The sequence below is a fragment of the Citrobacter sp. On2M genome (assembly GCF_018035235.1).
GTDB classification, from domain to species: domain Bacteria; phylum Pseudomonadota; class Gammaproteobacteria; order Enterobacterales; family Enterobacteriaceae; genus Citrobacter; species Citrobacter meridianamericanus.
In genome coordinates, this window is sequence record NZ_WPCV01000010.1 from 18,350 (window position 1) to 39,419 (window position 21,070).

Here is a 21,070-nt window from a genome sequence, read left to right on the forward strand (position 1 = left end):
CCGATAAGCGACAGCGCGTCGGGCAATAGATTATATACAGGTAACGACCGTGCTCAACAAACTCTCTCGTCTGCTGGCTGATGCCGGTATTTCTCTTACCGATCACCAGAAAAATCAGCTGATTGCGTATGTCGATATGCTGCATAAATGGAACAAAGCGTACAACCTGACGTCGGTGCGGGATCCCAACGAAATGCTGGTGCGCCATATTCTGGACAGCATTGTCGTCGCGCCGTACCTGAAGGGCGAGCGTTTTATCGATGTCGGTACTGGGCCGGGCCTACCGGGGATCCCTCTCTCCATCGTGCGTCCTGAAGCGCATTTCACACTGCTGGATAGTCTGGGAAAACGCGTTCGTTTCTTGCGTCAGGTGCAGCATGAGCTTGCGCTTACTAACATCACTCCTGTGCAAAGTCGCGTTGAAGAATTCCCTTCAGAGCCGCCGTTTGATGGGGTGATTAGCCGTGCTTTTGCGTCACTTAATGATATGGTGAGCTGGTGCCATCATTTACCAGGTCAGGATGGGCGTTTTTATGCGCTAAAAGGGCAGTTACCTGAAGATGAAATAGCCTCGTTGCCTGCAGAATTCAGCGTCGAGTCGGTCGAAAAATTACGCGTTCCGCAACTGGATGGTGAACGTCATCTGGTGGTTATTAAACCAAACAAAATTTAATTTTTATCAAAAAAAATAGAAAAAAAACGGCTCTTCAGGTGTTAAAAGTCATAGGGAATAGTGTGGTTAAATGTCGTTACATTTCACTAGTGTCTTACGGTTTTGCATCATAACTATAACGTAGCGTTTTTTGTTAAAAGCGAAACAAGTCAGCTATGAAAATATCAGCCTGCTAAAAATAGATTCAAAGAATCACCGTTCGTGTTAATTTTTTATTATAAATGTCAATGGGTGGTTTTTTTGTTGTTATTCGCTATTTTTAAAACAGTAACGAATTTTAGGCTTAAATATCAAAAAGTTGAAATGGCATCATTTGCCAAGTAAATAAATAGTGTCGGGGCGAATATGCTTAATATGTGATCTGGTGCACGCTTTGCAGCCAGTATTTACGCGGCTTTTGCAGTTTTGCATGATCGTTCACAGTTTGCATAAAAGTGATAAATGTGGGGTAGCGAAAAATATTTAAACATTTATTCACTTTTTAGCTACTTATTGTTTGAAATCGAGAAGCCGCACCGTATAATTTGACCGCTTTTTGATGCTTGACTCTAAGCCATAAAGAACGTTTTATACGACACGCGGCATACCTCGAAGGGAGCAGGAGTAAAAACGTGATGTCTATGTCGCTCTTGAGTCGAAACGTTGCTCGTAAGCTTTTGCTCACACAGTTTCTGGCGGTAACAGCAAGTGGACTGCTGTTTAGCCTCAAAGACCCTTTCTGGGGCATCTCCGCGTTGTGCGGTGGATTGGCAGTGTTACTGCCTAATGTGTTGTTTATGATATTTGCCTGGCGTCACCAGGCGCATACACCAGCTAAAGGTCGAGTAGCCTGGACGTTCGCTTTTGGCGAAGCCTTCAAGGTGTTAGCGATGCTGGTTTTGCTGGTGGTGGCGTTGGCTGTTTTGAAAGCGGTATTCATGCCGCTGATCGTTACGTGGGTTTTGGTGCTGGTGGTTCAGATACTGGCGCCGGCTGTAATTAACAACAAAGGGTAAAGGCATCATGGCTTCAGAAAATATGACGCCGCAGGATTACATAGGACACCATCTGAATAACCTTCAGTTGGACCTACGTACATTCTCGCTGGTGGATCCGCACAACCCCCCAGCCACCTTCTGGACGCTCAATATTGACTCCATTTTCTTCTCGGTGGTTCTGGGTCTGTTGTTCCTGCTTATGTTCCGTAGCGTGGCCAAAAAGGCGACCAGCGGCGTACCAGGTAAATTTCAGACCGCGATTGAGCTGGTAATCGGCTTTGTGAATGGTAGCGTGAAAGACATGTACCATGGCAAAAGCAAGCTGATTGCTCCGCTGGCCCTGACGATTTTCGTCTGGGTATTCCTGATGAACTTTATGGATTTACTGCCTATCGACCTGCTGCCGTACATCGGTGAGCATATCTTTGGCCTGCCGGCTCTGCGTGTGGTTCCGTCTGCTGACGTGAACATCACCCTGTCGATGGCGCTGGGCGTATTTATCCTCATTCTGTTCTACAGCATCAAAATGAAAGGCATCGGTGGCTTCGCGAAAGAGTTGACGCTGCAGCCGTTCAATCACTGGGCGTTCATCCCTATCAACTTAATCCTTGAAGGGGTAAGCCTGCTGTCCAAACCAATCTCACTTGGTCTGCGACTGTTCGGTAACATGTACGCTGGTGAGCTGATTTTCATTCTGATTGCTGGTCTGTTGCCGTGGTGGTCACAGTGGATCCTGAATGTGCCGTGGGCCATTTTCCACATACTGATTATCACGCTGCAAGCCTTCATATTTATGGTTCTGACGATTGTCTATCTGTCGATGGCATCTGAAGAGCATTAATTTACCAACACTACTACGTTTTAACTGAAACAAACTGGAGACTGTCATGGAAAACCTGAATATGGATCTGCTGTACATTGCTGCCGCTGTGATGATGGGTCTGGCGGCAATCGGTGCTGCGATCGGTATCGGCATCCTCGGGGGTAAATTCCTGGAAGGCGCAGCGCGTCAACCGGATCTGATTCCTCTGCTGCGTACTCAGTTCTTTATCGTTATGGGTCTGGTGGATGCAATCCCAATGATCGCTGTAGGTCTGGGTCTGTACGTGATGTTTGCTGTCGCGTAGTAAGCGTTGCTTGAATTAAGAGCAATATCAGAACGTTAACTAGATAGAGGCATTGTGCTGTGAATCTTAACGCAACAATCCTCGGCCAGGCCATCGCGTTTGTCCTGTTCGTTCTGTTCTGCATGAAGTACGTATGGCCGCCGTTAATGGCTGCCATCGAAAAACGTCAAAAAGAAATTGCTGACGGTCTTGCTTCTGCAGAACGAGCACATAAGGATCTTGACCTTGCAAAGGCCAGCGCGACCGACCAGCTGAAAAAAGCGAAGGCGGAAGCTCAGGTAATCATCGAGCAGGCGAACAAACGCCGCGCTCAGATCCTGGACGAAGCTAAAACTGAAGCAGAGCAGGAACGTACTAAAATCGTGGCACAGGCGCAGGCGGAAATTGACGCCGAGCGTAAACGTGCTCGCGAAGAGCTGCGTAAGCAAGTTGCTATCCTGGCTGTTGCTGGCGCCGAGAAGATCATCGAACGTTCCGTGGATGAAGCTGCTAATAGCGACATCGTGGACAAACTTGTCGCTGAACTGTAAGGAGGGAGGGGCTGATGTCTGAATTTATTACGGTAGCTCGCCCCTACGCCAAAGCAGCTTTTGACTTTGCCGTTGAGCACCAAAGCGTTGACCGTTGGCAGGATATGCTGACGTTTGCCGCTGAGGTGACAAAAAACGAACAAATGGCAGAGCTTCTTTCTGGCGCGCTGGCGCCGGAAACGCTCGCTGAGTCGTTTATCGCCGTGTGCGGTGAGCAGTTGGACGAAAGCGGCCAAAACCTGATTAAGGTAATGGCTGAAAATAACCGTCTGAATGCGCTCCCGGATGTTCTTGAGCAGTTTATTCACCTGCGTGCAGCCAGTGAGGCTATCTCTGAGGTAGAAGTCACTTCTGCCAATGCACTGAGTGATGAACAGCTTACGAAGATTAGTGCAGCGATGGAAAAACGTCTGTCACGCAAAGTTAAGCTGAATTGCAAAATCGATAAGTCTGTAATGGCAGGCGTAATCATCCGAGCGGGTGATATGGTCATTGACGGCAGCGTACGCGGCCGTCTTGAGCGCCTTGCAGACGTCTTGCAGTCTTAAGGGGACTGGAGCATGCAACTGAATTCCACCGAAATCAGCGAACTGATCAAGCAGCGCATTGCTCAGTTCAATGTTGTGAGCGAAGCTCACAACGAAGGTACTATTGTTTCTGTAAGTGACGGTGTTATCCGCATTCACGGCCTGGCCGATTGTATGCAGGGTGAGATGATTTCCCTGCCGGGTAACCGTTACGCTATCGCACTGAACCTGGAGCGCGACTCCGTAGGTGCAGTTGTTATGGGTCCATACGCTGACCTCGCCGAAGGCATGAAGGTTAAGTGTACGGGGCGTATTCTGGAAGTTCCGGTTGGCCGTGGTCTGCTGGGTCGTGTGGTGAACACTCTGGGTTCCCCGATTGACGGTAAAGGTCCGGTTGATAACGATGGCTTCTCGCCAATCGAAGTTATCGCACCTGGCGTAATCGAACGTCAGTCCGTCGACCAGCCAGTACAGACCGGTTATAAATCTGTTGATGCCATGATCCCAATCGGTCGTGGCCAGCGTGAGCTGATCATCGGTGACCGTCAGACGGGTAAAACCGCAATGGCAATCGATGCCATCATCAACCAACGTGACTCCGGCATTAAATGTGTGTACGTGGCTATCGGCCAGAAAGCGTCCACCATTTCTAACGTGGTGCGTAAACTGGAAGAACACGGCGCACTGTCCAACACCATCGTTGTTGTGGCTACCGCGTCTGAATCCGCTGCACTGCAATACCTGGCACCATATGCCGGTTGCGCAATGGGCGAATACTTCCGTGACCGCGGCGAAGATGCGCTGATCGTTTACGATGACCTGTCTAAACAGGCTGTGGCTTACCGTCAGGTTTCCCTGCTGCTCCGTCGTCCGCCAGGACGTGAAGCATTCCCGGGCGACGTATTTTACCTCCACTCCCGTCTGCTGGAACGCGCATCCCGCGTTAACGCGGAATACGTTGAGAAGTTCACCAATGGTGAAGTTAAGGGTAAAACCGGCTCCCTGACCGCTCTGCCGATTATCGAAACCCAGGCGGGTGACGTTTCTGCGTTCGTTCCGACCAACGTAATTTCCATTACCGATGGTCAGATCTTCCTGGAAACTAACCTGTTTAACTCCGGTATTCGTCCGGCAGTTAACCCGGGTATTTCCGTATCTCGTGTAGGTGGCGCAGCGCAGACCAAGATCATCAAGAAACTGTCCGGTGGTATTCGTACCGCACTGGCGCAGTATCGTGAACTGGCAGCGTTTTCTCAGTTCGCTTCCGACCTGGATGAAGCTACGCGTAAGCAGCTGAGCCACGGTCAGAAAGTAACTGAACTGCTGAAGCAGAAACAGTATGCCCCAATGTCTGTTGCACAGCAGGGTGTGGTGCTGTTCGCGGCTGAACGCGGTTACCTCGAAGATGTGGAACTGGCGAAAATCGGTAGCTTCGAAGCCGCTCTGCTGGCTTATGTTGACCGTGACCACGCTCCGCTGATGCAAGAGATCAACCAGTCCGGTGGCTATAACGATGAAATCGAAGGCAAGCTGAAAGCTATCCTCGATTCCTTCAAGGCAACCCAGTCCTGGTAACGTCTGGCGGTCTGCTTTAGGGCGGACCGCAAGGCATTGAGGAGAAGCTCATGGCCGGCGCAAAAGAGATACGTAGTAAGATCGCAAGCGTCCAGAACACGCAGAAGATCACTAAAGCGATGGAGATGGTCGCCGCTTCCAAAATGCGTAAATCGCAGGATCGCATGGCGGCCAGCCGTCCTTATGCAGAGACCATGCGCAAAGTGATTGGTCACCTTGCGAATGGTAATCTGGAATATAAGCACCCTTACCTGGAAGAACGCGACGTTAAACGCGTGGGCTACCTGGTGGTGTCGACCGACCGTGGTCTGTGCGGTGGCTTGAACATTAACCTGTTCAAAAAGCTGCTGGCGGATATGAAAACATGGTCCGATAAAGGCGTTCAGTGCGATATCGCAATGATCGGCTCTAAGGGCGTGTCTTTCTTTAATTCCGTTGGCGGTAATGTGATTGCTCAGGTAACCGGTATGGGAGATAACCCTTCCCTGTCGGAACTGATCGGTCCGGTTAAAGTGATGCTGCAGGCCTACGATGAAGGTCGCCTGGACAGACTGTACGTTGTCAGCAACAAATTTATTAACACCATGTCTCAGACGCCAACCATCACGCAGCTGCTGCCTCTGCCGGCATCAGATGATGATGAGTTGAAGCGTAAATCCTGGGATTACCTGTATGAGCCGGACCCGAAAGCGCTGCTGGATACCCTGCTGCGTCGTTATGTCGAGTCTCAGGTTTATCAGGGCGTGGTAGAAAACCTGGCCAGCGAGCAGGCCGCACGTATGGTGGCGATGAAAGCCGCGACCGACAATGGCGGCAGCCTGATTAAAGAGCTGCAGTTGGTATACAACAAAGCTCGTCAGGCCAGCATTACTCAGGAACTCACCGAAATCGTCGGTGGTGCATCCGCGGTATAACCAGGTTAATTCGTAGAGGATTCAAGATGGCTACTGGAAAAATTGTCCAGGTAATCGGCGCCGTGGTTGACGTCGAATTCCCTCAGGATGCCGTACCGCGCGTGTACGATGCTCTTGAGGTTATGAATGGTAAAGAGAGCCTGGTGCTGGAAGTTCAGCAGCAGCTCGGCGGCGGTATCGTGCGTACCATCGCTATGGGTTCTTCCGACGGTCTGCGTCGTGGTCTGGAAGTTAAAGACCTCGAGCACCCGATCGAAGTCCCGGTAGGTAAAGCAACTCTGGGTCGTATCATGAACGTCCTGGGGCATCCGATCGACATGAAAGGCGATATCGGTGAAGAAGAGCGTTGGGCTATCCACCGCGCGGCACCTTCCTACGAAGAGCTGTCAAGCTCTCAGGAACTGCTGGAAACTGGTATCAAAGTTATCGACCTGATGTGTCCGTTCGCTAAGGGCGGTAAAGTTGGTCTGTTCGGTGGTGCGGGTGTAGGTAAAACCGTAAACATGATGGAGCTGATCCGTAACATCGCGATCGAACACTCCGGTTACTCTGTGTTTGCGGGCGTAGGTGAACGTACTCGTGAGGGTAACGACTTCTACCACGAAATGACCGACTCCAACGTTCTGGACAAAGTATCTCTGGTATATGGCCAGATGAACGAGCCGCCGGGAAACCGTCTGCGTGTTGCGCTGACCGGTCTGACCATGGCTGAGAAGTTCCGTGACGAAGGTCGTGACGTTCTGCTGTTCGTTGATAACATCTATCGTTATACCCTGGCCGGTACAGAAGTATCTGCACTGCTGGGTCGTATGCCATCAGCGGTAGGCTACCAGCCGACCCTGGCGGAAGAGATGGGTGTTCTGCAGGAACGTATCACCTCCACCAAAACCGGTTCTATCACCTCCGTTCAGGCGGTATACGTACCAGCGGATGACTTGACTGACCCATCCCCAGCAACCACCTTTGCTCACTTGGATGCAACCGTGGTACTGAGCCGTCAGATCGCATCTCTGGGTATCTACCCGGCAGTTGACCCACTGGATTCCACCAGCCGTCAGCTGGATCCGCTGGTTGTTGGTCAGGAACACTACGACACCGCGCGTGGCGTACAGTCCCTGCTGCAGCGTTATCAGGAACTGAAAGACATTATCGCCATCCTGGGTATGGATGAACTGTCTGAAGAAGATAAACTGGTGGTAGCACGTGCGCGTAAAATTCAGCGCTTCCTGTCCCAGCCGTTCTTCGTTGCGGAAGTATTCACCGGTTCTCCGGGCAAATACGTTTCCCTGAAAGACACCATCCGTGGCTTTAAAGGCATCATGGAAGGCGAATACGACCACCTGCCAGAGCAGGCGTTCTACATGGTTGGTTCTATCGACGAAGCCGTGGAAAAAGCCAAAAAACTTTAACGCCTTAATCGGAGGGTGATATGGCAATGACTTACCACCTGGACGTCGTCAGTGCAGAGCAACAAATGTTCTCTGGTCTGGTCGAAAAAATCCAGGTAACGGGTAGTGAAGGTGAACTGGGTATTTTCCCGGGTCACGCACCGCTGCTCACCGCCATTAAGCCTGGTATGATCCGCATCGTTAAACAGTTCGGTCATGAAGAGTTTATCTACCTGTCCGGCGGCATTCTCGAAGTGCAGCCAGGCAGCGTGACCGTTCTGGCTGATACCGCGATTCGCGGACAGGATCTCGATGAAGCGAGAGCCCTGGAAGCGAAGCGTAAGGCTGAAGAGCACATCAAGAGCTCTCATGGTGACGTGGATTACGCTCAGGCATCTGCGGAACTGGCCAAAGCGATCGCGAAACTGCGCGTTATCGAGTTGACCAAAAAAGCGATGTAACACCGGCTTGAAAAGCACAAAGGCCAGTCTGGTTTCCAGGCTGGCTTTTTTTTGGTTTTGCTGCAAGAACATTTAAATTAAAAGCTGTTTTGTGATTTAGATCATAAAAACATTGATTGGCATAAAAAATGCGGCGTAGACTCTTTTTTATGTGATTTATGTCACATAATGAACTCGGATAAAAAGAGATGCCAACATGAAATTACTCAATAAAATCATCGCTATGTTCAGCAATATGAGCTTTTAGCCTTTACCTGCATGTCCTGTGGCGCGATGCTTGATACGGTTTATCAGCCAGCGCCCCTTGTTGTAATAAATCCCCTCCCCCTACTCCTCTGCCTCAAATGTTTATTTGAGCTTACGCATTTTCGGTTTCTCACTGAATCACAAAATAAAATCGGACCTTGCATTCGTAACTCTTTATTCATGCGGTAAAAAAATAGCAAAAACATTAACCTAAGGCTTTAATAAGAGCAGGTCCCAGGTTTTTTGAAGACAAAAGACACTGATATAGACGAAAATGGTGAGTTATCAGATGGGGAATTTCCCCGATTGAACGTTTTATCTTCGGTCCATTTTACGCTGAAAAAAATGTAGTATTTTCAATGTGAAACGGTATAAATTCGTTCTCAAATTACAGTCAGGACGTGTATGTTGAACAATGCTATGAGCGTCGTGATCCTTGCCGCAGGCAAAGGCACGCGTATGTATTCCGATCTCCCTAAAGTGCTGCATACCCTCGCAGGAAAACCGATGGTTCAGCATGTCATTGATGCAGCTAATGAATTAGGTGCGACTCACGTACATCTGGTCTACGGGCACGGTGGTGATTTGCTCAAGCAAACGCTGAAGGATGGCAACCTGAACTGGGTTCTGCAGGCGGAGCAGTTGGGTACCGGCCATGCGATGCAGCAGGCGGCGCCATTCTTTGGTGATGACGAAGACATTTTAATGCTCTATGGCGATGTGCCGCTGATTTCCACCGAAACGTTACGTCACCTGCGTGAAGCGAAACCGCAGGGCGGCATTGGCTTGCTAACGGTAAAACTCGATGACCCAACCGGCTATGGGCGAATTACCCGCGATAACGGCAACGTCACGGGAATCGTTGAGCATAAAGATGCCACCGACGAGCAACGTCAAATCCAGGAAATAAACACTGGTATCCTGATTGCCAACGGTGCTGACATGAAGCGCTGGCTGTCCAGACTGACCAATAATAATGCTCAGGGTGAATATTACATCACCGATATCATTGCGATGGCGTATCAGGAAGGACGTGAAATTGCTGCAGTACATCCAGCACGCATTAGCGAAACAGAAGGGGTGAATAACCGTCTTCAGCTATCCCGTCTGGAACGTGTTTATCAGTCCGAGCAGGCAGAAAAACTGCTGCTGGCGGGCGTGATGCTGCGCGATCCGGCACGTTTTGATCTTCGCGGTACGCTTATTCACGGGCGAGATGTTGAAATTGATACTAACGTTATCATTGAAGGTAACGTAACCGTTGGGGATCGCGTCAAGATTGGCGCTGGCTGCATCATCAAAAACAGCGTGATTGGTGAGGGTTGCGAGCTTAGCCCATACAGTGTGGTGGAAGATGCCCATCTGGAAGCTGCTTGCACCATCGGTCCATTCGCGCGTCTGCGCCCAGGTGCTGAGCTGCAGGAAGGCGCACACGTGGGTAACTTCGTTGAAATGAAAAAAGCGCGTCTGGGTAAAGGCTCCAAAGCCGGTCATCTGACCTACCTGGGCGATGCGGAAATTGGCGATAACGTGAACATCGGTGCAGGGACGATCACCTGCAACTATGATGGTGCTAATAAATTTAAAACCATTATTGGTGATGATGTGTTTGTGGGTTCGGATACTCAGTTGGTGGCGCCTGTCACTGTGGGTAAAGGTGCGACCATTGCCGCCGGGACCACTGTTACGCGTAATGTCGCGGATAACGAACTGGTATTAAGCCGTGTACCGCAGGTCCATAAACAGGGCTGGCAGCGTCCGGTGAAGAAGAAGTAATTTAGTTTTTTGCCGAATGGCATACGTGTTTATTCGGCAGATAAGGGACGAGGAGATAAACATATATCTCCCGCCCACTAGTAATACCTATAAAAATAACCCCACTCTCTACAAGGCTCGGGGCGCCCGGAAAGGGCAAATACAGGTCAGCGACAACGACAGGCATAATGCCTAAATTCGGAATCAAAAAATATGTGTGGAATTGTTGGCGCTATCGCGCAGCGTGATGTAGCTGAAATCCTTCTCGAAGGTTTACGTCGTCTGGAATATCGTGGTTATGACTCTGCTGGTCTGGCCGTCGTCGATGCTGAAGGTAACATGACTCGTCTGCGTCGTCTGGGTAAAGTGCAGATGCTGACTGCTGCTGCGGAAGAACATCCGCTGCATGGTGGTACAGGTATCGCTCATACCCGTTGGGCAACACACGGTGAACCTTCAGAAGCGAACGCGCATCCCCATGTTTCTGAACACATTGTTGTGGTGCATAACGGCATCATTGAAAACCATGAACCGCTGCGTGAACTGCTGAAAACCCGTGGCTATACCTTTGTTTCTGAAACCGACACCGAAGTGATTGCTCACCTGGTGCACTGGGAGTTGGAACAGGGTGGAACGCTGCGTGAAGCCGTGCTGCGTACTATTCCGCAGCTGCGCGGTGCCTACGGCACAGTGATCATGGATACCCGTAACCCAGAAACTCTGCTGGCGGCCCGTTCTGGTAGCCCGCTGGTCATTGGTCTGGGCATGGGTGAGAACTTTATCGCTTCCGACCAGCTGGCGCTGCTGCCGGTAACCCGTCGCTTTATCTTCCTGGAAGAGGGCGACATCGCGGAAGTGACCCGTCGTTCTGTCTCTATTTTCGACAAGTCTGGCGCAGAAGTGAAACGTCAGGATATCGAATCGAATCTGCAGTATGACGCGGGCGAAAAAGGTATTTATCGCCACTACATGCAGAAAGAGATCTACGAACAGCCGAACGCGATTAAAAATACGCTGACCGGGCGCATTAGCCACGGTGAAGTGGATTTAAGCGAGCTGGGTTCGCGTGCCAACGAGCTGCTGTCTCAGGTTGAACATATCCAGATTATCGCCTGCGGTACGTCGTACAACTCCGGTATGGTGTCCCGCTACTGGTTTGAATCGCTGGCGGGTATTCCTTGTGATGTCGAAATCGCTTCCGAGTTCCGCTATCGTAAATCTGCTGTGCGTCGTAACAGCCTGATGATTACCCTTTCTCAGTCCGGTGAAACGGCGGATACCCTGGCGGGCCTGCGCTTATCTAAAGAGCTGGGCTATCTGGGATCGCTGGCTATCTGTAACGTTCCGGGCTCCTCTCTGGTGCGTGAATCTGACCTGGCGATGATGACCAATGCCGGTACCGAAATCGGTGTGGCCTCCACGAAGGCATTTACCACCCAGCTGACTGTTCTGCTGATGCTGGTGGCGAAACTGTCTCGTCTGAAAGGCCTGGATGCGTCTATTGAGCAGGAGATCGTTCACGGTCTGCAGGCGCTGCCGAGTCGTATTGAGCAGATGCTGTCTCAGGACAAGCGCATTGCTGCTCTGGCGGAAGGTTTCTCTGACAAACACCATGCGCTGTTCCTTGGCCGTGGCGATCAGTACCCCATCGCGCTGGAAGGCGCGCTGAAGCTGAAAGAGATCTCGTATATTCACGCTGAAGCATATGCCGCAGGCGAACTGAAGCACGGTCCGCTGGCGCTGATTGATGCTGATATGCCGGTTATCGTGGTCGCACCGAACAACGAACTGTTGGAAAAACTGAAATCTAACATTGAAGAAGTTCGCGCGCGTGGCGGTCAGCTGTACGTCTTTGCCGATCAGGATGCAGGCTTTACCAGCAGCGAAAACATGCACATTATTGAGATGCCGCATGTGGAAGAGGTGATTGCACCCATCTTCTACACAGTTCCGCTGCAACTGCTGGCGTATCACGTGGCGCTGATTAAAGGCACCGACGTGGATCAGCCGCGTAACCTGGCGAAATCAGTTACTGTAGAGTAATGCTTTGAGCCAACATAAGCCACCGGGATTCCGGTGGCTTTTTTTATGTCTGCATACAAAACACTATGTTTTGGTTGTTATTATAAATAACTACTTTTTTGTATTTTATTTGTTTTTTTATACCTGTTTGTTTATTTGTGTTTTTAATTGATATAAAAAATTGTTGTTAATTTTTTATTAATTTACTTTATGAATTATCATTGTGTTTTATGTAAATTAAATCTGAAAATCACATGAAAACAAGTGTCTGTTTTGAATTGATTATATATCTCGTGCTAATATTATAAAAGTAAGTATTGTTTTTTTGTATTTATTTTATTTTGCTTATATTTAAACTTGTTTAATTAATATTGATTTAATTGCTTATTGTGACAGGTTGAGTATTATTGCTGCCGTAGGGATAGCGTGTTTCATTATTTTAAATGGAACGCAAATATATAATATTATTGGTAGTGTCATAATGAAACTTAATTCAATTTCTCGCGTATTAATTTTATCCTTTAGCCTGTCTGCTGGTTATGCTATTGCAAATGATGGGAATGTTCACTTCACTGGCGAAGTTATCGACAGCACCTGCGAAGTGACGACGGAGACAGCAAATCAAACTGTCAAACTCGGGAAAGTTAATAAAACCGCATTTACCGGCGTCGGCAGCACGGCTGCGCCAGCTAATTTCCATATTGATCTGGATAAATGTCCGGCAACTTATACCAAGGCTGCCGTTCGCTTTGATGCCGTTGATACAAACGGTACATTTAAAGGCAATGCCGATGGCGACGTAACGGTAGGGTTCCCCGTAGAATCGACAGCGCCGGGCGATTTTACGGGAACAGGTACCGCAGCGGCGGCAACCGGCGTGGCGATTCGTCTTTATAACAGCAGCGATAACTCCCATCTCAAAATTGGCGACGATTCTACCCCTGTGACTATTTCTTCAGGGAAGGCCTCTATGCCATTTATCGCGCGTTATATTGCAACTTCTGCGACTGTAACGCCGGGTACCGCGAACGCCGATACGCAGTTCACCGTTATTTACACCAAGTAATAGACAATCATGAAATGAATGACGCTCATGTTGATAAAAATTATGAACAGTGGGCGTCTTTTTAAGGAGAAATTGTTGTGATTATGCGGTTACTGAAAGGAATCATTGCTGCACTGTTATTGGTTAATATTTCATCCTGTTTTGCTGGGATCGTGATTGGTGGTACGCGAGTTATTTTCCCCGGCAGTGAGATGGATACAACGATCTCTATTTATAACAAAGAGACTGAGCTTCCCTATCTTATTCAGGCATGGGTTGAGCCGTTTGACAGTAAAGATAAAAGTAAACCTCCTTTTACTGTTGTTCCTCCGGTGTCTCGCCTGGAAGCCAGCCAGGAAAAGATCCTGCGAATAATTAAAACTGCCGGTGATTTACCGAAAGATTGCGAATCTGTTTTCTGGCTGAGTGTGAAAAATATTCCCCCTACCAGCACCGACAAAGACAGCAGTAAGCTGGAAATTGCGGTGAAAACCAAAATCAAACTTTTCTGGCGCCCGGCGGGCATTACGCTCACGCCGGAAAAAGCCGTTGCCAACGTGAAATGGCATAAGCAGGGAAATAACCTGATTGTTAAGAATAACAACCCTATTCATATCAATATCATGGATGTGCTGATTGATGGAAAAGATGTACCGCTCAATATGATTCGCCCCTTTGAAACCTTAACCCTGCCTTTGCCTTCTGGCAGCGGCGGCCATTCACTGGACTGGCGCTTTATCTATGATACTGGCGCAGTGAGCAAGGCTCAGAAACAAGCGTTGTGATGGTCTTGAGAAGGAGTTTTATGCCAGGCTCACGTCTTTTTCCCGTACTTATTTCCGGTGCGTGTTTATGTGCGGCAACTCAGGTTGACGCACAGGGGTATTCATTTAACCCACGACTGCTGGAAATTGACCACCCGGTGGATATTGATATTCGCCAGTTTAATCGCGCGAATATGCAGCCGCCTGGGGAATATAAAGTTGATGTGGTGGTGAACGGCAAAGCCTTTGAGCCACAAACTATTCGCTTTGTACAGGACCCTCCCGAGTCGGAACTTCATCCGTGTTTTGTGGCCGTGAAAGAGGCGTTGTCTGCTCTTGGCGTGAAAGTCGAGGCGTTAAAAACGCTCAACGATGTCGATAACAGCGCCTGCGTCAACCCGATGCCGCTGGTTGAGGGATCTAAATGGGTATTTGATGCCAATGCGCTGGCATTAAATATCTCCGTGCCGCAAATTTACCTTGATTCAACCGCTCAGGGTTATATTCCTCCCTCCCGCTGGGATGAAGGTATTAACGCCCTGATGGTCAACTATGATTTTTCCGGCTCGCATACCCTTAAATCAAATTACGGTTCGGAAGATGACGATACCTACTACCTGAATCTGCGAAACGGGCTGAATATCGGCGCGTGGCGTTTTCGTAACTACAGCACGGTGAATGCCACCAACAGCAGCATTGATGTTCGTTCTGCCAACAACTACGTGCAACGCGATATCGCCACCCTGCGTAGCCAGATAATGGCTGGCGACACCTGGACGGCGAGCGATGTATTTGACGGCACCCAGATCCGCGGTGTCAGACTTTACACTGACGACGACATGCTGCCGTCGAATCTGAACAGCTTTGCCCCGGTGGTGCGCGGTATTGCTAAAAGTAACGCCACGGTCACTATTCGTCAGAATAACTATGTGATTTATCAATCGGCTGTGCCTCAGGGAGCATTTGAGATCACCGATCTTAACACCACCAGCACCGGTGGCGATCTGGACGTGACCATCAAAGAAGAAAACGGTAGCGAACAGCATTTTACCCAACCCTACTCCACGCTAGCGATTATGAAGCGAGAAGGGCAAACCGACGTTGATATAAGCGTGGGGGAAATGCGCGATGAAAACCATTTCAGACCCAAGGTTGCCCAGGCACAGATTCTGCGCGGCCTACCGTGGGGTATCACTGCCTATGGCGGCACGCAAATCGCGCAGGATTACTCTGCCGTTGCGTTAGGCATTGGTAAAGATATGGGCTCACTCGGCGCGCTCTCATTTGACGTGACTCAGGCGCATTCTCATTTTGACGATAGCGATGATGAAAAAGGGCAATCTTATCGTTTTCTCTACTCTAAACGCTTCGATAATACCGATACCACTTTCCGCCTGGTGGGCTACCGCTATTCAACGCAGGGATACTACTCACTCAATGAGTGGGCCTCTCGTCAGAACGACAGCGAAAATTTCTGGAACACCGGGAACCGGCGCAGCCGGCTTGAAGGTACCTGGACGCAAGCATTTCCCAACGGGTATGGCAGTCTTTATTTAACGTTAAGCCGCCAGGAGTACTGGAAGACCAACGCCGTCGATCGCATGGTGCAGTTTGGCTATAGCAATCGCTGGCGAACAGTGTCATGGAACCTTTCATGGAATTATATCGACTCGGTTGGCACCTACTACGCTAACAATAATGGTTACGCAAACGAGAATAATAACGACCACGAACAGACGGTTATGCTTACACTCTCCTTCCCGCTGTCAGGAAGTATGACGAACAGCTACGTCGACTACTCCATGATGCAGAATAATCACCATGACAGTTCCATACAGGCGGGGATCGGCGGTACGCTGCTGGAAGATCGCAACCTCTCTTATAACGTTCAGGGCGCCTGGAATAACGCGGATAACGCCGCCTACAGCAGCAATGCTAGCCTCGACTATGATGGCACTTATGGTTCCATTAACGGCAGCTATGCCTGGAGCCGCGACACTCAAACCTTTAACTATGGCGCTCGTGGCGGCATTCTGGTACATGGCAGCGGTGTGACGTTCTCACAGGAACTGGGAGAAACGGTTGCACTGGTGGAAGCGCCTGGCGCGGCAGGGCTATCAGTGGAAAATGAAGGCGGCGTGTCGACCGACTGGCGGGGTTATACGGTGAAAACCCAGATGAATGCCTACGGTGAAAACCGGGTCGCCATCGACAGCCGCTACTTCTCGCGCGCCAATGTTGAGCTGGATAACACGGTGGTGAATCTGGTGCCGACGCGCGGTGCGGTGGTGAAAGCAACATTTGTTACCCATGTGGGATATCGCGTGCTGTTTACGGTAACGTTAGCCAATGGCAAGCCCGCGCCATTTGGTTCGATGGTTTCGGCTGAACTGGAAGCCGGTACGGTGACGGGCATTGTGGGCGATAACGGCGAAGTGTATCTTGCCGGGATGCCGGAAGAGGGTGATTTCGCATTAAGCTGGGGAAATAATGCCACGGACAAATGTATGGCACATTACTCATTTACAGCTAAACCGCAGGATACGAGTTTAGTTCAGCTTAATACCGCGTGTCATTAAAGGGATTTTACAATGAAAAAAAACTATTTAGCGTTGCTGTTTCCTCTGATATTGATGTCAGATCCCGTAATGGCTGAAGCAAATAAAGGTATGTGTGTTACCTCGTCAGGTACGCCGTTTCATAGTGTATTACCCTTTTATGGTAAAAAAATAAGCACAGTGCAGAACAAAAAAGGCCAGACGTTTAACTTTCCGACATCGACATCAGATAGTTATCCCGGGCATTGTGAATGCTCTCTGGGTAAATCCGCTCGGTTTTATTACATTTATTATACTGCCATCATGAATGAGGCTCTGACACCTACGGCTGTACGCAGCGGTGTTCATTATTATCAACTGAATGACTACCTTGACGTGGGCATTGCGATAGAAGTGTTGGGGCGAGGGAAAATTAATGCGCCTTTCGAAATGGAACAGAATATTCATCAAGGAACCTATTATGACTGTGGCCGTGTTCAGCCCCTTGATTTTACGAGCGGTGACTCCGCAACCATTTATTTTTATATCCGGGAACCCTTTATTGGAACTGTTACTATTCCGCCAACGCTAATGAGTCGGTTATATGCGACGATCAGTAATGATACACCCATTGATTATGCTCGCCCGCTGGCTGATGTGTATATTTCCGGCGATATCACCGCACCTCAGGAGTGTGAAATCAACGGCGGACAGACTATTGTCGTCGATTTTAACAAAATCCCCGCTTCAGAGTTCAGCAGTGTGCCGGGCACGGCGATAACGAGCCGAAAAATCCCGGTGAAGGTGGCGGTTAAATGTACGGGCATGTCTACCGGACAAAATATTGATATGTCGCTGCATGCCATGCAGTCCGGATCGTTACCTAAGGTGATTAGCACAGACAATCCCAATGTTGGGATCATTATGTATGATGAGTATGGCAATGCCACCGATGTTAACGGCGGACTCATGGACATTGACATGGGGCGAATCGTCTCAGGACGTGAGACGGGGGAGTTTAATTTTTCAGCCGCGCCAGCCAGCACCACCAGCACACGACCACAGCCGGGTATCTTTACCGCTGAGGCTACCATCATTGTGGAAATAAAAAACTGATCTTTCATGGGGCGGCTGTTTATGACAGTCGCTGTCATATTTCCCCGCCCGGACCTCATTCGTCGCAAAAAAAATGGCATTTCCACGAATATCATATGAATTAATTTCAATTTTTTCATGTAGTTAAAAGAACGTTTTTCGTTGTCATAAAACTGTCATATTTCGTACATTTAACTGTCACCTGTTTGTCCTATTTTGCTCACAGTAGCAACTCAAACAACAATTTACGAAAACCGTGCAGGAGACATTATGAAAGTTATGCGTACCACTGTCGCAACTGTTGTCGCCGCGACCTTATCCATGAGCGCGTTCTCTGCGTTTGCTGCAGCGAGCCTGACAGGTGCAGGTGCAACCTTTCCTGCGCCAGTGTATGCCAAATGGGCAGATACCTATCAGAAAGAGACCGGTAGCAAAGTAAACTACCAGGGTATCGGCTCCTCCGGTGGTGTAAAACAAATTACGGCCAATACCGTTGATTTCGGCGCCTCTGATGCCCCGTTATCTGACGAAAAACTGGCGCAAGAAGGCCTGTTCCAGTTCCCGACCGTGATCGGTGGCGTGGTGCTGGCGGTGAACATCCCTGGGCTGAAATCCGGCGAGCTGGTGCTGGACGGTAAAACGCTGGGCGACATCTACCTCGGTAAAATTAAAAAGTGGGATGATGAAGCCATCACCAAACTGAATCCGGGTCTGAAACTGCCTTCACAGAATATCGCCGTTGTGCGTCGTGCTGACGGCTCCGGTACTTCCTTCGTCTTCACCAGCTACCTGGCAAAAGTAAACGAAGAGTGGAAATCTAAAATTGGTTCCGGCTCTACTGTTAACTGGCCGACCGGTCTGGGTGGTAAAGGTAACGACGGTATCGCCGCGTTCGTACAGCGTCTGCCGGGCTCTATCGGCTACGTTGAGTACGCTTACGCTAAGCAGAATAACCTGGCGTACACCAAGCTTGTTTCTGCTGACGGTAAACCGGTAAGCCCGACCGAAGAGAGCTTCGCTAACGCCGCAAAAGGCGCTGACTGGAGCAAAACCTTCGCTCAGGATCTGACTAACCAGAAAGGTGACGACGCGTGGCCAATCACTTCCACCACCTTCATTCTGGTACATAAAGAGTCGAAGAAACCAGAGCAGAGCGCAGAAGTGCTGAAGTTCTTCGACTGGGCGTACAAAAACGGCGGCAAACAGGCTAACGACCTGGATTACGCCAGCCTGCCGGACAGCGTGGTTGAGCAGGTTCGTGCTGCATGGAAGACCAACGTGAAAGACAGCAGCGGTAAAGCGCTGTACTAAATACCCGTCATACTTCGAGCCGCAGCGGTGTTGGCTCACCCCAGTCACATAGTGAATCTATGCTCCTGGGGATTAATGAGGGACATCCTTGTCCCTCACCGAAGGCAGCCTCCGGCTGTTCAAATTCGTTCCTGACGAATTTGTCACAAGCTTGCCGCCTTGCTGCAACTCGAATTATTTAGGGTATGGCATTACGTTAGCCGGGAAGCACGATAAAATGCGTGCTTCCTGGCCCAAACTTAAAGAGTGATTTATGGCTGCAACCAAGCCTGCTTTTAACCCACCGGGTAAAAAAGGTGACATGATCTTCAGCGCGCTGGTAAGACTGGCTGCGCTGATTGTACTATTGATGTTGGGTGGCATTATTGTCTCCCTGGTCATCTCCTCCTGGCCAAGTATCCAAAAATTTGGCTTCGCATTCTTGTGGACTAAAGAATGGGATGCGCCGAACGATATCTACGGTGCTTTAGTACCGATTTACGGTACGCTGGTTACCTCACTTATTGCGTTGCTGATTGCCGTTCCGGTGAGTTTCGGCATTGCGCTGTTCCTGACTGAACTTGCTCCTGGCTGGCTGCGTCGCCCGCTGGGCATCGCTATTGAACTGCTGGCGGCAATTCCAAGTATCGTGTACGGCATGTGGGGGTTGTTTATTTTTGCCCCGCTGTTTGCGACTTATTTCCAGGAACCGGTCGGAAACATCCTTTCCAACATTCCGTTTGTTGGCGCGCTGTTCTCCGGCCCGGCATTTGGGATCGGTATTCTGGCGGCTGGCGTGATACTCGCCATCATGATCATCCCGTACATTGCGGCGGTAATGCGCGATGTATTCGAACAAACGCCGGTGCTGATGAAAGAGTCAGCCTATGGCATCGGTTGCACCACCTGGGAAGTTATCTGGCGCATCGTCCTGCCGTTCACCAAAAATGGCGTGATCGGCGGCGTGATGCTCGGTCTGGGCCGTGCGCTCGGTGAAACCATGGCGGTCACCTTTATCATCGGCAACACCTACCAGCTCGATAGCGCCTCGCTGTACATGCCGGGCAACAGTATTACCTCTGCGCTGGCGAATGAATTTGCCGAAGCGGAATCTGGGCTGCACGTTGCCGCGTTGATGGAGCTGGGTCTGATTCTGTTTGTGATCACCTTCATCGTGCTGGCGGCATCTAAGTTCATGATCATGCGCCTTGCGAAGAACGAGGGGGCACGCTAATGGCTACGCTTGAAATGCAAAACACCGCTCAGCTTGCGGAATCCCGTCGTAAAATGCAGGCGCGTCGTCGCCTGAAGAACCGCATCGCGCTGACGCTCTCAATGGCGACCATGGCGTTCGGTTTGTTCTGGTTGATCTGGATCCTGATGTCCACGATCACCCGTGGTATTGACGGTATGTCGCTGGCGCTGTTCACCGAAATGACGCCGCCGCCGAATACGGCGGGTGGTGGTCTGGCGAACGCCCTGGCCGGTAGCGGTCTGTTGATTCTGTGGGCGACCGTGTTTGGTACCCCGCTTGGTATTATGGCGGGTATCTACCTGGCGGAGTATGGGCGTAAGTCCTGGCTGGCTGAGGTCATCCGCTTTATCAACGACATTCTGCTTTCTGCGCCATCCATCGTGGTCGGTCTGTTCGTTTACACCATCGTAGTAGCAAAAATGGAGCATTTCTCCGGCTGGGCGGGCGTAATCGCGCTGGCGCTGCTGCAGGTGCCTATTGTTATTCGTACCACAGAGAACATGCTCAAGCTGGTGCCGGATAGCCTGCGTGAAGCCGCCTATGCGCTGGGTACGCCGAAGTGGAAGATGATTTCTGCAATCACCCTGAAGGCGTCTGTCTCGGGCATCATTACAGGGGTTCTGCTGGCTATTGCACGTATCGCCGGTGAAACGGCTCCGCTGCTGTTTACGTCGCTCTCCAATCAGTTCTGGAGCACCGACATGATGCAGCCAATTGCCAACCTGCCGGTCACTATCTTTAAGTTTGCAATGAGCCCGTTTGCTGAGTGGCAACAACTGGCCTGGGCTGGGGTACTGATTATTACCCTGTGCGTACTACTGCTGAACATTCTGGCGCGCGTCATTTTCGCGAAGAAGAAACACGGTTAATTTTTTACGGCGTGGCGGAT

19 protein-coding genes are annotated in these 21,070 nt (G+C 50.0%); all 19 read left to right on the top strand.

All coding sequences use genetic code 11. The features are described from left to right. The first annotated feature begins 49 nt into the window (after positions 1 to 49). The 19 genes from rsmG to pstA all read left to right on the top strand — a co-directional run bounded on the left by rsmG (position 50) and on the right by pstA (position 21,050). A complete protein-coding gene (gene rsmG, locus On2M_RS23935) occupies positions 50 to 673 on the top strand; it encodes a 16S rRNA (guanine(527)-N(7))-methyltransferase RsmG (RefSeq protein ID WP_151217183.1) in 624 nt (207 codons plus the stop codon). Between the two features lie 614 nt (positions 674 to 1,287). Next, on the top strand, positions 1,288 to 1,668 hold the full coding sequence (gene atpI / locus On2M_RS23940) for a F0F1 ATP synthase subunit I (protein ID WP_151217181.1): 381 nt from the start codon (positions 1,288 to 1,290) through the stop codon (positions 1,666 to 1,668). Between the two features lie 7 nt (positions 1,669 to 1,675). Then, positions 1,676 to 2,491, top strand: a complete 816-nt coding sequence (gene atpB / locus On2M_RS23945) for a F0F1 ATP synthase subunit A (RefSeq protein WP_151217179.1) — start codon at positions 1,676 to 1,678, stop codon at positions 2,489 to 2,491. A gap of 46 nt (positions 2,492 to 2,537) precedes the next feature. Further along, positions 2,538 to 2,777, top strand: a complete 240-nt coding sequence (gene atpE, locus On2M_RS23950) for a F0F1 ATP synthase subunit C (RefSeq protein WP_003023794.1) — start codon at positions 2,538 to 2,540, stop codon at positions 2,775 to 2,777. Between the two features lie 59 nt (positions 2,778 to 2,836). Further along, entirely contained in the window at positions 2,837 to 3,307 is a 471-nt protein-coding gene (gene atpF / locus On2M_RS23955) for a F0F1 ATP synthase subunit B (RefSeq protein WP_003827022.1), read from the top strand. A 14-nt stretch (positions 3,308 to 3,321) separates the two neighbouring features. After that, positions 3,322 to 3,855: a F0F1 ATP synthase subunit delta gene (gene atpH, locus On2M_RS23960; RefSeq protein ID WP_151217177.1), complete on the top strand. Its 534-nt coding sequence runs from the start codon at positions 3,322 to 3,324 to the stop codon at positions 3,853 to 3,855. A 12-nt stretch (positions 3,856 to 3,867) separates the two neighbouring features. Then, positions 3,868 to 5,409, top strand: coding sequence for a F0F1 ATP synthase subunit alpha (gene atpA, locus On2M_RS23965; protein WP_003023802.1), 1,542 nt, complete (start codon positions 3,868 to 3,870; stop codon positions 5,407 to 5,409). A gap of 50 nt (positions 5,410 to 5,459) precedes the next feature. Then, entirely contained in the window at positions 5,460 to 6,323 is an 864-nt protein-coding gene (gene atpG, locus On2M_RS23970; protein ID WP_003023804.1) for a F0F1 ATP synthase subunit gamma, read from the top strand. Positions 6,324 to 6,349: 26 nt separating this feature from the next. Continuing rightward, positions 6,350 to 7,732 (top strand): F0F1 ATP synthase subunit beta, encoded by a 1,383-nt coding sequence (atpD, locus tag On2M_RS23975; protein ID WP_003023806.1) that lies wholly within the window; start codon positions 6,350 to 6,352, stop codon positions 7,730 to 7,732. 20 nt (positions 7,733 to 7,752) lie between these two features. Beyond that, entirely contained in the window at positions 7,753 to 8,172 is a 420-nt protein-coding gene (locus On2M_RS23980) for a F0F1 ATP synthase subunit epsilon (protein ID WP_003023809.1), read from the top strand. 651 nt (positions 8,173 to 8,823) lie between these two features. After that, the gene (gene glmU, locus On2M_RS23985) at positions 8,824 to 10,194 is read left to right on the top strand and encodes a bifunctional UDP-N-acetylglucosamine diphosphorylase/glucosamine-1-phosphate N-acetyltransferase GlmU (protein ID WP_151224047.1); all 1,371 of its coding nucleotides are present in this window, start codon (positions 8,824 to 8,826) and stop codon (positions 10,192 to 10,194) included. A 192-nt stretch (positions 10,195 to 10,386) separates the two neighbouring features. Then, the gene (glmS, locus tag On2M_RS23990) at positions 10,387 to 12,216 is read left to right on the top strand and encodes a glutamine--fructose-6-phosphate transaminase (isomerizing) (protein ID WP_003023813.1); all 1,830 of its coding nucleotides are present in this window, start codon (positions 10,387 to 10,389) and stop codon (positions 12,214 to 12,216) included. A 460-nt stretch (positions 12,217 to 12,676) separates the two neighbouring features. Further along, positions 12,677 to 13,261 carry a chaperone-usher fimbrial major subunit gene (locus On2M_RS23995; RefSeq protein ID WP_151224055.1) on the top strand — a complete coding sequence of 195 codons (585 nt, stop codon included), beginning with the start codon at positions 12,677 to 12,679 and terminating at the stop codon, positions 13,259 to 13,261. Positions 13,262 to 13,344: 83 nt separating this feature from the next. Next, positions 13,345 to 14,025: a fimbrial chaperone gene (locus On2M_RS24000; protein WP_151217175.1), complete on the top strand. Its 681-nt coding sequence runs from the start codon at positions 13,345 to 13,347 to the stop codon at positions 14,023 to 14,025. Between the two features lie 20 nt (positions 14,026 to 14,045). Next, positions 14,046 to 16,583, top strand: a complete 2,538-nt coding sequence (locus On2M_RS24005; protein WP_210905546.1) for a fimbria/pilus outer membrane usher protein — start codon at positions 14,046 to 14,048, stop codon at positions 16,581 to 16,583. A gap of 12 nt (positions 16,584 to 16,595) precedes the next feature. After that, positions 16,596 to 17,657 (top strand): fimbrial protein, encoded by a 1,062-nt coding sequence (locus On2M_RS24010; protein WP_151217171.1) that lies wholly within the window; start codon positions 16,596 to 16,598, stop codon positions 17,655 to 17,657. A gap of 249 nt (positions 17,658 to 17,906) precedes the next feature. Then, positions 17,907 to 18,947, top strand: a complete 1,041-nt coding sequence (gene pstS / locus On2M_RS24015; protein ID WP_003023814.1) for a phosphate ABC transporter substrate-binding protein PstS — start codon at positions 17,907 to 17,909, stop codon at positions 18,945 to 18,947. A gap of 253 nt (positions 18,948 to 19,200) precedes the next feature. Continuing rightward, the gene (gene pstC, locus On2M_RS24020) at positions 19,201 to 20,160 is read left to right on the top strand and encodes a phosphate ABC transporter permease PstC (RefSeq protein WP_151217169.1); all 960 of its coding nucleotides are present in this window, start codon (positions 19,201 to 19,203) and stop codon (positions 20,158 to 20,160) included. Further along, the gene (gene pstA, locus On2M_RS24025; protein ID WP_003023819.1) at positions 20,160 to 21,050 is read left to right on the top strand and encodes a phosphate ABC transporter permease PstA; all 891 of its coding nucleotides are present in this window, start codon (positions 20,160 to 20,162) and stop codon (positions 21,048 to 21,050) included. The genes pstC and pstA overlap by 1 nt, the downstream gene beginning before the upstream one ends. Positions 21,051 to 21,070 lie beyond the last annotated feature (20 nt).

What these genes read in the sequence shown, in the direction of transcription:
- atpA (WP_003023802.1), top strand. Translation starts at nt 3,868, where the DNA reads ATGCAACTGAATTCCACCGAAATCAGCGAACTGATCAAGCAGCGCATT.
- atpG (WP_003023804.1), top strand. Translation starts at nt 5,460, where the DNA reads ATGGCCGGCGCAAAAGAGATACGTAGTAAGATCGCAAGCGTCCAGAAC.
- atpH (WP_151217177.1), top strand. Translation starts at nt 3,322, where the DNA reads ATGTCTGAATTTATTACGGTAGCTCGCCCCTACGCCAAAGCAGCTTTT.
- atpE (WP_003023794.1), top strand. Translation starts at nt 2,538, where the DNA reads ATGGAAAACCTGAATATGGATCTGCTGTACATTGCTGCCGCTGTGATG.
- pstC (WP_151217169.1), top strand. Translation starts at nt 19,201, where the DNA reads ATGGCTGCAACCAAGCCTGCTTTTAACCCACCGGGTAAAAAAGGTGAC.
- atpI (WP_151217181.1), top strand. Translation starts at nt 1,288, where the DNA reads ATGTCTATGTCGCTCTTGAGTCGAAACGTTGCTCGTAAGCTTTTGCTC.
- glmS (WP_003023813.1), top strand. Translation starts at nt 10,387, where the DNA reads ATGTGTGGAATTGTTGGCGCTATCGCGCAGCGTGATGTAGCTGAAATC.
- On2M_RS24000 (WP_151217175.1), top strand. Translation starts at nt 13,345, where the DNA reads ATGCGGTTACTGAAAGGAATCATTGCTGCACTGTTATTGGTTAATATT.
- atpD (WP_003023806.1), top strand. Translation starts at nt 6,350, where the DNA reads ATGGCTACTGGAAAAATTGTCCAGGTAATCGGCGCCGTGGTTGACGTC.
- On2M_RS24005 (WP_210905546.1), top strand. Translation starts at nt 14,046, where the DNA reads ATGCCAGGCTCACGTCTTTTTCCCGTACTTATTTCCGGTGCGTGTTTA.
- atpB (WP_151217179.1), top strand. Translation starts at nt 1,676, where the DNA reads ATGGCTTCAGAAAATATGACGCCGCAGGATTACATAGGACACCATCTG.
- pstS (WP_003023814.1), top strand. Translation starts at nt 17,907, where the DNA reads ATGAAAGTTATGCGTACCACTGTCGCAACTGTTGTCGCCGCGACCTTA.
- On2M_RS23980 (WP_003023809.1), top strand. Translation starts at nt 7,753, where the DNA reads ATGGCAATGACTTACCACCTGGACGTCGTCAGTGCAGAGCAACAAATG.
- glmU (WP_151224047.1), top strand. Translation starts at nt 8,824, where the DNA reads ATGTTGAACAATGCTATGAGCGTCGTGATCCTTGCCGCAGGCAAAGGC.
- pstA (WP_003023819.1), top strand. Translation starts at nt 20,160, where the DNA reads ATGGCTACGCTTGAAATGCAAAACACCGCTCAGCTTGCGGAATCCCGT.
- On2M_RS23995 (WP_151224055.1), top strand. Translation starts at nt 12,677, where the DNA reads ATGAAACTTAATTCAATTTCTCGCGTATTAATTTTATCCTTTAGCCTG.
- On2M_RS24010 (WP_151217171.1), top strand. Translation starts at nt 16,596, where the DNA reads ATGAAAAAAAACTATTTAGCGTTGCTGTTTCCTCTGATATTGATGTCA.